Origin of the sequence: Salinisphaera japonica YTM-1 (genome assembly GCF_003788585.1) — a bacterium.
GTDB classification, from domain to species: Bacteria; Pseudomonadota; Gammaproteobacteria; order Nevskiales; family Salinisphaeraceae; genus Salinisphaera; species Salinisphaera japonica.
Genome location: NZ_AYKG01000002.1, coordinates 76,095 through 87,664, shown reverse-complemented (window position 1 = coordinate 87,664; position 11,570 = coordinate 76,095). Strand labels below are relative to the sequence as shown.

General features: G+C 64.9%; 10 protein-coding genes. 1 reads left to right on the top strand and 9 read right to left on the bottom strand.

Going from position 1 to position 11,570, the window contains the following annotated elements:
* Positions 1 to 802: 802 nt before the first annotated feature.
* The 9 genes from rpoH to SAJA_RS01605 form a co-directional block, all read right to left on the bottom strand.
* On the bottom strand, positions 803 to 1,663 hold the full coding sequence (gene rpoH / locus SAJA_RS01645) for an RNA polymerase sigma factor RpoH (protein ID WP_245963199.1): 861 nt from the start codon (positions 1,661 to 1,663) through the stop codon (positions 803 to 805).
* A 177-nt stretch (positions 1,664 to 1,840) separates the two neighbouring features.
* Positions 1,841 to 2,791, bottom strand: coding sequence for a permease-like cell division protein FtsX (gene ftsX / locus SAJA_RS01640; protein WP_221180082.1), 951 nt, complete (start codon positions 2,789 to 2,791; stop codon positions 1,841 to 1,843).
* Between the two features lie 29 nt (positions 2,792 to 2,820).
* Positions 2,821 to 3,486 carry a cell division ATP-binding protein FtsE gene (gene ftsE, locus SAJA_RS01635; RefSeq protein WP_184999701.1) on the bottom strand — a complete coding sequence of 222 codons (666 nt, stop codon included), beginning with the start codon at positions 3,484 to 3,486 and terminating at the stop codon, positions 2,821 to 2,823.
* A 66-nt stretch (positions 3,487 to 3,552) separates the two neighbouring features.
* Positions 3,553 to 4,509, bottom strand: coding sequence for a signal recognition particle-docking protein FtsY (gene ftsY, locus SAJA_RS01630; RefSeq protein WP_123656920.1), 957 nt, complete (start codon positions 4,507 to 4,509; stop codon positions 3,553 to 3,555).
* A 57-nt stretch (positions 4,510 to 4,566) separates the two neighbouring features.
* Positions 4,567 to 6,633, bottom strand: a complete 2,067-nt coding sequence (locus SAJA_RS01625; protein ID WP_123656919.1) for a VTT domain-containing protein — start codon at positions 6,631 to 6,633, stop codon at positions 4,567 to 4,569.
* A gap of 306 nt (positions 6,634 to 6,939) precedes the next feature.
* The gene (gene hemL / locus SAJA_RS01620) at positions 6,940 to 8,256 is read right to left on the bottom strand and encodes a glutamate-1-semialdehyde 2,1-aminomutase (protein ID WP_123656918.1); all 1,317 of its coding nucleotides are present in this window, start codon (positions 8,254 to 8,256) and stop codon (positions 6,940 to 6,942) included.
* A gap of 131 nt (positions 8,257 to 8,387) precedes the next feature.
* Positions 8,388 to 9,005, bottom strand: coding sequence for a thiamine phosphate synthase (thiE, locus tag SAJA_RS01615; protein WP_123656917.1), 618 nt, complete (start codon positions 9,003 to 9,005; stop codon positions 8,388 to 8,390).
* Positions 9,002 to 9,775, bottom strand: coding sequence for a bifunctional hydroxymethylpyrimidine kinase/phosphomethylpyrimidine kinase (gene thiD / locus SAJA_RS01610; protein ID WP_123656916.1), 774 nt, complete (start codon positions 9,773 to 9,775; stop codon positions 9,002 to 9,004). The genes thiE and thiD overlap by 4 nt, the downstream gene beginning before the upstream one ends.
* A 332-nt stretch (positions 9,776 to 10,107) precedes the next feature.
* Entirely contained in the window at positions 10,108 to 10,887 is a 780-nt protein-coding gene (locus SAJA_RS01605) for a metallophosphoesterase (protein ID WP_123656915.1), read from the bottom strand.
* Positions 10,888 to 10,970: 83 nt separating this feature from the next.
* Between SAJA_RS01605 and SAJA_RS01600 the strand changes: the two genes are divergently transcribed.
* Entirely contained in the window at positions 10,971 to 11,567 is a 597-nt protein-coding gene (locus SAJA_RS01600) for a DUF938 domain-containing protein (protein WP_123656914.1), read from the top strand.
* The last annotated feature ends 3 nt before the right edge of the window (positions 11,568 to 11,570 follow it).

Here is an 11,570-nt window from a genome sequence, read left to right as displayed (position 1 = left end):
TGCAGGACACGATTTGCGGTCTCCAACGCGGCGCTCGCATGAAACGGCAACAGGCCCTAGAGTTCACCGATTAAAATCTTCAGATAAATCGGTCGGTGAGCTGCGATGACGCCTTAGCTGACGCGCCGTGAGCCAATCTGCGTCATCTGTGCAATCTGCGGACTGTCTTGTCTTTCATTCGCGGACAGGATTTTTTCTAGGCAGCGTGGCGCCTCGTTTTGCGCCAACCGACACATCGTATGTGTCGCGACAACTCGCGGCCGATTAGTCGCATCAACCAATCTGCGTAATTTGCGGATTGTCTGCATCCTGTTCGCCATGCCTTGATGGACGCCCCATGACCGGCTACGACGCAACACCCGGCGGATTGCCAGAGCCATCTGCGTTACATCGGTGTCCATCGGCGGATAAAACAGGTCTGCTTATTTGCGTTTGGCGTATCGTTTTACTGCCTTATTCGCGATAAGCCAGTCGGTGAGCGGCGATGACTCGTTCGCTGGTGCCCCGGTGAGCCAATCTGTGTCATCTGTGCAATCTGCGGACTGTCTTGTCTTTCATTCGCGTGTATTCGCGTTCATTCGCGGACAAGATTCTTTTAGGCGGCATAGCGCCTTGTCCCGTGGCCACCGATACTTTGTATCTGTAGCTATAACTCGCGGCTGATTCGGTCGCATCAAGCAATCTGCGTTACATCGGTGTCCATCGGCGGACAAAAATAAGCCCGTAGTCATACGCAAACGATAAGCACAAAAAAGCCGGCACCCGAGGGTGCCGGCTTGGCCAGGCTACGAAGATCGGCGGATCAGGCGGCCATGGAGCCGCGCAGTTTCTTGATTGCGGCCACTTCGAGCTGGCGGATACGTTCGGCAGAGACGCCGTACTTGTTGCCGAGCTCTTGCAGGCCGATCTTGCCGTCCTCTCGCAGCCAGCGTGATTCGAGAATATCGCGGCTGCGCTCGTCCAGGCCGATCATGGCCCGTTCGAGATTGGCATGCTGATAGGTCTGCCAGTTGTCGTTCTCGATATCCGAGGCCGGATCATCACCGTCGTCGGATGACAGATAATCTTCCGGCGAGTAGACGTTATCTTCGTTGGCCGTCGGCAGGGCATTGAAGGACTGATCACCGCCGGATAGACGACGCTCCATCTGTAGCACCGTTTCCGGCTTGACGCCCAGATCGGTGGCCACGGCCTCGACTTCGCCGGTGTTCATCCAGCCCAGGCGTTTCTTGGAGCTACGCAGGTTGAAGAACAGCTTGCGCTGGGCCTTGGTGGTGGCGACTTTCACGATGCGCCAGTTGCGCAGGATATATTCGTGAATCTCGGCGCGAATCCAGTGTACGGCGAACGAAATCAGACGCACGCCAACGTCCGGGTCGAAACGCTTCACGGCCTTCATCAGGCCGATATTGCCTTCCTGGACCAGGTCGGCCAGCGGCAGACCGTAGCCGGAATAACCACGGGCGACGTGCACGACGAAACGCAGGTTGGACAGAATCAGCTTCTGTGCAGCCTCGATATCGGCATCGTCGCGCAGGCGACGGGCAAGCGTCTGCTCGTCGTCCTGGTCGAGCACCGGGATGTTCGACACCGCCTGGAGATAGGATTCGATACTAGCCGAGGACAGGGTCGGCAGGTTCATCTGACGCGAAGAAACGGTCATTTGATTGGCCATTCGTAGCCTCCATTGGGCCGCTGGCATTTGAAGCCATTATAGCAAATCGAACGATATCGATCAGCTTGAACAGTTCTGCATGGACACCACCGCGCGCGCGGGGTTCCTGAATCGAGTCGTGATTCCGATTGCAGCAACCGATACCGGCGATGGTTCGGCCATGGTTCAGCGGGGTTCGATAGCGGCCAGTTCGCGGTTGACGGTGATCACACAGCCCACCCAGCCCAGGCCCAGACCCGCCAAGATCAGCCACAGCACGCCGCTGGCCCCCAGGCCCTGGATCGCCAGCGCGCCGTCGTAGGACGACACCAGCGTGGCCAGCGAGCCGCCGAGCGCCAGTCGGCAGACGCCCAGCACCAACAGGGCAACGAACGCGCCGAGCAGGCCGTACCAGAGCCCGCTGTAGAGAAACGGCCGACGAATGAACGCATCGCTGGCGCCCAGCAGCTTCATGACCTCGATCTCCTGCCGTCGGTTCTCGATATCCAGGCGAATCGTGTTGCCCACGATGAACACCACCGCGGCCGACAGCAGCAGGCCGATGACCCAGCTGGCCCGCGAGAGCAGATCCAGTATCGCGGTCAGTCGACGCAGCCAGGCCTGGTCGAGAGAGGCCTTGGCCACAGTGTCGCGCTGGCCGAGCGCGGCCACCAGTTCACCCACGGCCGCCGGCGCCAGGTTGGCGCGCGGCGTGACCTGAATCACGCCGGGCAGGGGATTGTTACCCAGCGCATCGAGGGCGGCGCCAAAGCCGCTGGCTTTCTTGAACTCGTCCAGGCCTTGTTCGGCGGATACGAACTGGGTCTTGTCCACGCGTTTATCGTCGCGCAGATCGTCGGCCAGCTGCTGGCCGGCCTCGGGGGCCAGGTCGTTATCCAGATAGACCGAAATCTGAACCGACTGATGCCACTGGCCGGCCAGCCGGTCCATATTCTTGACCACCACGAACAGCCCGCTGGGCAGGGCAAGCGCGATACCGATGACCAGAATCGTCAGGGCACTGGCGATCCAGCGCCGCGATAATCGGCCCAGGCTTTCCAGCAGACAGCGCGCATGGGCCGCGGCCCAACCCTTGGCCGAGTCGGCCGCGGCGCTGTCGGCCAGTCGCGTACGCATGTCTCGCTGTCCGGACGCGGTGGGCATGGCTAGGCCTGTTCCAGATGGCCGTGATCGAGCACGATGCGGCGATAGCGCATGGCCTCGACCAGATCGATATCGTGGGTCGCGATCATGATGCTCGTGCCGGTCTCGTTGAGCCGCGTGAACAGACGCATGATATCGGCCGACAGCTCGGGATCGAGATTGCCCGTGGGCTCATCGGCCAGCAGCAGGTGGGGCCGGTTGACCACGGCCCGGGCGATGCCCACGCGCTGCTGCTCACCGCCAGACAGGGTGATGGGAAACTTCTTTTCGTGCGATAGCAGACCCACCGTATCCAGCGCGGCCCGTACCCGGCGGGTGATATCGCGATGGGCCTGGCCGCGGATGACCAGCGGCAACGCCACGTTGTCGAAGACCGTGCGGTCGAACAACAGATTATAGTTCTGAAAGATTAGGCCCACGCGCTGACGATAGCGTGGTACCTGACGTCTGGAAACACGGGCCAGATCGGTGCCGTTGATGACTACACGGCCCCGGGTGGGGCGCTCGATGAGGCCGATCAGCTTCATCAGCGTGGATTTGCCCGCCCCCGAATGCCCGGTCAGAAACGCCATTTCGCCACGCGCCAGAGACAACGACACCCGATCCAGGGCCAGCTTGCCGCCCGGATAGCGTTTCACGACGTTGTCGAAGGCAACGATTTCAGTCATGGGTACAGATCGGTCACGACGAACCGTATCCTCACCCAGTCCTTGGACAGTGACAAGCTGGCGTGATCAGCGTTTGAACAGGGCATCGAGAAAATGCTCGGCTTCGAAAACACCCAGATCCTCGGTCTTTTCGCCCACGCCGATGAAACGCAGTGGGATGCCCAGTTTCTGGCAGATGGCGAACACGATGCCGCCCGAGGCACTGCCGTCGAGTTTGGTCACGGTGATGCCGGTCAAACCCACCGCCTCGTTGAAGGCCGCGGCCTGTTGCAGGGCATTGCCGCCGGTGGTGGCATCGACCACGAGCATGACCTCGTGTGGTGTGGTCTCGTCCTGCTTGCCCAGCACGCGCTTGATCTTCTTCAGCTCGTCCATCAAGTGGTTCTGGGTGTGCAGGCGCCCGGCCGTGTCCACGATGAGCACGTCGATATCCCGGGCCTTGGCGCGCGAGTAGGCGTCATAGGCCACCGAGGCCGAGTCCGCGCCGCTGCCCTGGGACACCACCGGCACGTTGTTGCGATCGCCCCAGCCCTGAAGCTGTTCGACGGCAGCCGCGCGAAAGGTATCCCCCGCGGCCAGCATCACCGATAGCTTGGCGTCCTGGAGTTTCTTGGCCAGCTTGCCGATGGTGGTGGTCTTGCCCACGCCGTTCACACCGACCATCAGGATGACGTAGGGGCGCGTATCGTCCGGGATCTCCAGCGGCTCTTCGCAGGGTGCCAGGATATTGCCCAGATGCTCGCGCAGGGATTTGCCCAGATCTTTCGAGGTGCGCAGACGGCCCCCGTCGTAGAGTGTCTGTAGCCGGCCCATGACCTGGGCCGTGGCATCCACGCCCACGTCGGAGAGCAGCAGCTGGGTTTCCAGTTCATCCAGGGCGTCCTGATCGACGGTCTCGCCTGGCAGCAGGTTGCGCAGGTCATAGGTCAGCCATGAATCGCCCTTGTTCAGGCTGGCCCGCATCCGTGTGAGAAAACCCGGCTGCTTGAGTTTGGTGGTCTTTCGTTTTTCCGGCTTGGCCATGATGCAACGACAGGCTCTAAGAAGAAGATGGATCGGGTGCCGCGGTTCGCGGGGGCGTTACTTTAGCATCGGCGCGTCGGCGTTCGTGCCAGGCTCGGCCGGGCCGTCCAGGGTAAACAGCAGGGGCCCGCGGCCAGAGGCATCCGGCCAGTGGATGGCGATGCCCTGGGCGGCAAGCTGTGTCGCCAAGTACAGCCCGGCGCGATCATAGCCGGCCTGGTCACGGGCGGTGACCATCAGGCGCAGATCCTCATGGCGTGACTGACGATCGATCGTGCCCAGCCAGATCGGTAGCCGTTGATCCGCGCTGATGTAGCCGCTGGCCCAGAAACGCAGCACCCAACGCTGGCCCGGCGCCTGACTGTCGTGCACGAACACCACCGCCGGAACATGACCGTCGTGCAGCGTGGGCCAGACCGCAAGCGCTGCCACAGGCGTTTCCGGAATCAGCATATGCAGCGCGCGTGTGACGCTCAACGGCGGGGCCACCTGCCAGCCGGCGCGCACCATGCCGGCCACGAGCGCGGATCGACCGGCCTGGACCTGTACATTGATCGGCGGGCCGGGCCGGCCCTGAAGCGTATCGATACGGGCCGGCAGACGCGCATAACCGTGGCCGGCCCAGTCGGCCAGCACGGCTGGGGCGGCCGCATCGGGCAACATTCGGCCTAGCCCTGATAGCGGGCTGGCCGAGCTCGGCGCCAGCAGGGCAGCGAGCCCCAGACCTGCCAGAAAGAGCGCCGTCAGTGGCGCCGGGGCCACCGGCCGCGGGCGCTGGCGCCGATAACCCAGCAGCAACAGGTTGAGCCAGACAAACGCGGCGACCAGCGTGATGAGCAGATCACTTGCCCAGGCCAGGCCCAGATACAGCCGTGACAACGCGATGAGCACGACGAGCGCGATAGTGGCCGAATACAGCCACGCGCGCCGTCCTTCGCTGGCACGTATCGCGGCCATGGCGCCTGTCAGGCCATAGACCGCCGCCGCCAGAAACAACTCGGGCCCGCCGCCGGTACGCCAGAGCCCGTCCTTGGCCAGGCCGTCATAAAAGACCGCGGGGCGAGGCACGTCGAGCGCGTTGACCAGCACCAGTGTGACGACCGCCGACAAACTGATCGCCGCGATCCAGTGGGCCCCGGCCCGCCAGTTGCCGCGCCACAGCAAAAGCCCCGCCACGCCCAGAGCAAAGGGCAGATAGATGATCGGCGCGCCCAGCTGGGCCAGCACGCGAGCGGCGGTATCAACCGGTGCGTTTTGTAGATCGTGCAGAAGCCAATAGATCAGGGCATCCAGGCGCGCCGGATACGGCCCCTCGGCCGTGCCGGCCCGGCCGTACCAGACCAGCCCGTAACCCAGCCCGCTGGCCAGGCCGACGAGGCCGGCCGCCACGCCAAGCGCCGGCAGCTCGGGCTGGCGCGGGTCGGCCAGCGCCGGGCCAAGCAGGCCCAGGCGGCGGTGGGCGGCACTCCAGGCCATGAGGCGATCGGCGTAGCGCCGCCCGATCGCCCGGCCGCTGACGATGAGAAACCGTGCCGCCGACGTGATCGCCCAGACCAGAAAAGCAGCCACGAGTACGACGATCAGCAGCCGCGTGGCCAGCTGGGCCGCGATATCCATCGAGGCACCAAAGAACAGGCCGGGGGCGATATAAAGTGCGGCCCACAGCAGTGTGGCGATCATGTCCATGACGACAAAGCGCCACGCCGAGAGCCCCGCGGCCCCGGCAATCGTGGGCATGACCGGGCGCAGGGCGCCGATCAGCCGGCCCAGGATAATGCCCTTGCCGCCGTGACGCGCGAAAAACGCCTCGCCGCGGGCCACGCCCCCGGGCACGCGCGACAGCCCGGGCAGGGCGCCCAGGCGGCCCTGGTAACGCCGGCCCAGGGCATAACTGGCAGCGTCCCCCAACAACGTGCCGAGGATACCCGCTGCAAATACGGCCGGTGCCGATAGCGAGTGCGCGCCGGCCAGCGCGCCGAAGGCGAACATGAAGATCGCCCCCGGCACCAGCAGGCCGATCAGAAACAACGACTCGGCCAGCGCCACGGCAAAGACCACCGAGATAGCGGTGACCGGGTGGGCGGCCACCCAGGCCAGAAAATCGGCCATCAGGCCGTGGCTCATTTAGGGCGTGTCGTCATAAGATAAACCGGCGCACCGGCGGCCAAGCCGCGGCAAGATAAGGCATCGCGAGTGCAGCGTGGTTATTCCACGTAAACGGACGATAACGCAGGATTGCCGGGGCTTGGCCACCGGCCCATTCGGGGTGCTCGCGCCGGACGCGCCATGCCGCTGACGGGCCTTGACCGTGGCGGGCCACGCTCGGCGGCCCGCGCCTTGCCTGACACGCCCGGCGCGGGCAATGCGACGGCATATCCTATGACGACACGCCCTTGCGCGCGTCGTGTTTATTGCGCCAACGACCGGCGATCAGCCGGCGGCCACGGCGGCAAACGCCTTGTCGGCGGCCTCCAGCGTGGCTTGAATCGCGGCGTCGTCGTGCGCACGCGAAATGAAGGCCGCCTCGAAGGCCGCCGGGGCGAGATACACGCCGTTATCCAGCAGCCCGTGGAAGAAACGCGAGAACGCATCCAGATCACAGGCCGCGACTTCGTCGAAGCGCGTGATCGTCTTGGCTTCGGTGAAGAACATGCCGAACATGGCGCCCGCAGACTGGGTCAGAAACGGCACGCCGTGTTTTTGCGCGCGCTCATTGAGCCCGGCCAGCAGTTTGTCGAGCTGGGGCTCGATCGCCTGATGCACCGCACCGCCGCGGATCTGCTCGAGGGTGGCGATACCGGCGGCCATGCCCAGCGGATGGCCCGATAGCGTGCCGGCCTGATAGACCGGGCCGGTCGGGGCCAGGGTCTTCATCACCTCGGCCGGCCCGCCGACAGCACCCACCGGCATGCCGCCGCCCACGATCTTGCCCAGAGCCGTGACGTCCGGCGTGACCCCGAAATAAGCTTGGGCACAGCCGGGATGCACGCGGAAGCCGGTCATCACCTCATCGAAGACCAGCAGAGCGCCGTAATCGGTGCACAGCGTGCGCAGACCCTCCAGAAATCCGTCGACCGGCGGTACACAGTTCATGTTGCCGGCCACCGGCTCGACCATGACACAGGCGATATCGTCGCCGTGCTGCTCGAAAGCCTGGCGGGCCGAATCCAGATCGTTATAGGTGGCCACCAACGTATCGGCCACCACCGATTCGGGCACGCCCGGCGAGCCTGGGATACCGAGCGTGAGCGCGCCCGAGCCGGCGTTGACCAGCAGCGCATCCACGTGGCCGTGATAGTTGCCCGCGAACTTGAGGATCTTCTTGCGCCCGGTATAGCCGCGCGACAGACGCACCGCGGTCATCGCGGCTTCGGTGCCGGAATTGACCATGCGCACCGATTCGATCGAGGCCACCATCTCGGTGATCAGCTCGGCCAGCTGGACTTCCAGGCCCGTGGGCGCGCCGAACGACAGCCCCTTGGCCGCCTGTGTCTGGACCGCCTCGACCACCCGCGGATCGGCGTGGCCCAGAATCATGGGCCCGAAAGAGCCCACGTAGTCGACATAGTCGTTGCCGTCCACATCGGTGATCCAGGCCCCCTTGGCATGATCGATGAACGCCGGCGCGCCGCCGCCCACACCGTTGAAGGCACGGGCAGGTGAGTTGACCCCGCCCGGGGTGAATTTCTGGGCGCGTTCGAACCACTCGTTCGACTTCGGGCCGGGGCGTGCGTGGGTCTGGCTCATGGAAGACTCCGGATGACTTGCGATAGCGTGATTTTAGGCGCTGTTGACGTTTCGTACGAGTCCGGCGTCGAACCGAGCCACACGTCACCCAGCCGCGCCGGGCCGACGCGGCCGAAAGCCGTCAACGCGAACTAACCGCGAGCAAACAGCGCGCGCAGCCGGCGCGCGGTGGCCGGCCCGTCGGCGTGTGCAAACAGCGCCGAGGAGACCGCCACCAGATCCGCGCCGGCTGCGATCAGGCTGGCGGCGTTTTCGGCGTTGATACCGCCGATGGCAACGATCGGCACGCCCAAAGACCGGGCCCGGGTCAGGACCGCCGGATCCGCCGGCGGGGCATCGGGCTTGGTCGTGGAGACGAAAAACCGGCCGAAGCTGACGTGATCGGCCCCGGCGGCGAGTGCGCGCTGGGCGCGATCGAGCCGATCCTGACAACTTACCCCCAGGCTTGCAGCCGGCCCCAGTGCCGCACGGGCCTGGGCGATATCGCCATCACTCTGGCCCAGATGAGCGCCGTCGGCACCGACCTCGGCGGCCAGACGCCAATCGTCGTTGATGATGAAGCGGGTGTCATGGGCCCGGCATAACGCCTGGAGATCGGCGATCAGCTCGTGATCGGGCGCGTCGGTGCGTTTATCGCGATATTGCAGGCAGACCAGGCCTTCGGCCAGAACACGGGCCACGTGGGCCAGGGCATCATCGGCCAGCCCGCCGCGGTCATAGACGCCGTAGATGCCGCGCGCCAGGGTCATTGGCGGGACAGCCGGTTGGGTATCGCCTGGCCGCTACCCGCCGAAAATGCGTTGGCGAGCATCTCGTGAACGTCGGCCTGGGCCGTGGACAGGGCGGCCTCCAGCGGCATGCCGGCCGCCAGCCGGGCGGCGATGCTGGCCGCCAGCGTACAGCCCGAGCCATGAAACACGCCGTTCAGACGTGGCCATTCATAGCGCGCGATCTCGCCCTCGGCCGTGAACAGACGATTGATCACCCGTGGGTCGTCGGTATCGCCGCCGGTGATCAGCACGTGCCCGGCGCGCTCGGCGAGCTGGCGGCCACATCGATCCAGATCATCCTGGCCATCGCACAGCGCACGCGCTTCGTGGGCGTTCGGGGTAAGCAGTGTGGCCTTGTCGATCAGCCGGTCGCGCAGGCGCTTGCCCACGGCATCCTCGGCCAGGCGACCGCCGCCGCTGGCGACCAGTACCGGGTCGATGACCACGGGTAGGTCCGGATATCGCTCACAGAAGCCGGCGACAGCCTCGACCTGGTCGGTGCTGGCCAGTACGCCGGTCTTGAGCGCGGCAAACGTCATGTCGGCTTCCAGGCGCGACAGGCATTGCTCGAAAAACGCCGCGTCGGTGATGCGAACATCATAGACGTTGTGGGTGTCCTGACAGGTCAGGGCGGTCACCAGCGTGGCCGCATGTCCGCCGGCGGCCGCCACGGCCTCGATATCGGCCTGAATGCCGGCGCCGCCGCTTGGATCATGCCCGGCGATGATAAGCGTGTTGGGTATCTGCATGGCCTCAAGTCTACCGATTATCGTGGATCGTTTCGCCGCCGTGTGCCGCCCAATGGCCTGCCATTACGGCGTTCCTGCGCCGCCGAGCGGATTTTTCTTATGCACAGCGGCTTTTCGACGAAAGTACGGCGATAAAAAATTTTGGGATCGTTTGACCGGCCACGCGGCGGCGTGTCTTTAAGTTATTGATTTACCGATGGTGTGTCGGGTTGGTTACAAATTCACCGCTTTGTGCAATCGCTTGGAATGACGCCGCGAAAACGCTGTCAACCACCGCTTGCCCACAGAGTTATCCACAACAGATGTGAATCAAGAGGCTTTCGCGTTGTCCGTCAGGCTTTTAGCGCGATCCGGCGCGGCCGATCGCCCAGCCGGCGGATGCCGGTTTCGATGCGCCCGTCGTCATGTAATGCCAGCCAGCGCCACCCCGGCGCGGCTGCCTCGTCTTCGGCAAACGTCGTCGCCCCGGGCAAGAACTGGCGCATGGTCGATGGTGTCGTCCAGATCGGGCAATCGCCAAGCGCGCCGGTGAACGCTTGATGCACATGCCCGGCCAGAACACCGCGACAGCTTGCCCCGCCGGCCATTTGATCGGCAAAGATTGTTTGATCCACAAGGCCGATGGCATCAATCCAGGCCGTGCCCACGGCGATCGGCGGATGATGCATCACGACCAGGCACTGGCGCATCGGATCCGCCAGTACCGTATCGAGGCGTCGCCGATCGTGCGCGCGCAGCTGGCCGTGCTCGGCACCCGGCACCTGGGTGTTCAGCCCGATCAGATGCCAGGGGCCAAGATCCAGCGCGCCGTGGACCTGCGCGCCGCGCAAGTGCTGGCGCATGGCCTGTGGATCATCGTGGTTGCCGGCCACGGCCAGCACGGGGCAATCCAGCACGGCCAGCCGGTCGGCCAGCCAGCGATAACCGGCCGGCGATAGATCATCGACCAGATCCCCGCCCAGCACGAGCGCATCCGGGGCCGGCAGGCAGGCGCGCATATCGGCCCAGACCTGCTCGAAGGCATCCGCAACCGCCCACCCGTGCAGACGCGCGGCGGGGTCGGCCAATAGATGCGGATCGGTCAGATGGGCGATATATCGGATATCGGTCATGGGCGGGCGATTGGCCAACAGCGCGACACGGGCGTTGATCGTTGGTCACAATCAAGCGCGTTGCAACCAGAAAAGTCCCAAGCATGTCCTCACAGATTGGCGATAACAGTGCCGCGGCACGCAACCGCGCGCCGATATACCAAGCGCTTGCGCCCTGGCTCTCGTCCGACGCGCGCGTGCTGGAAATCGGCAGCGGCCAGGCCGTTCATGCCCGCTATGTCATCGCACAACGCCCGGACATCGCCTGGCAGATGAGCGAAGCGCCCGCGGGCCTGGCCGCGCTTTGTGACAGCCTGGCGCGCGAGCCGATCACGGCCCAGCCCACGCCGATCACGCTCGACGTGCGTCAAGCATGGCCGGCCGGGCGATTCACGATGATCTTTGGTGCCAACGTCGCCCACATCATGCCCATGGCCGCCGTGCGGGCATTGTTCGAGCGCGGCGCCCCGGCACTCATGGCCGGCGGCTGTCTGTGCCTCTACGGCCCGTTTTTCGATACACAGGAGACGCCCGGTGCCGGTAATCAACGCTTTGACGCCGCGCTGCAGGCCCGTGACCCGGCCATGGGGCTGCGCACGCGCCAGGCGCTCGACGCGCTGGCAGAAGCCGCCGGGCTGGTGCCGGCGGCCTGTGACGTCATGCCCCAGGATAATCGTCTGCTGATCTGGTCGAAGCGTTAGGGC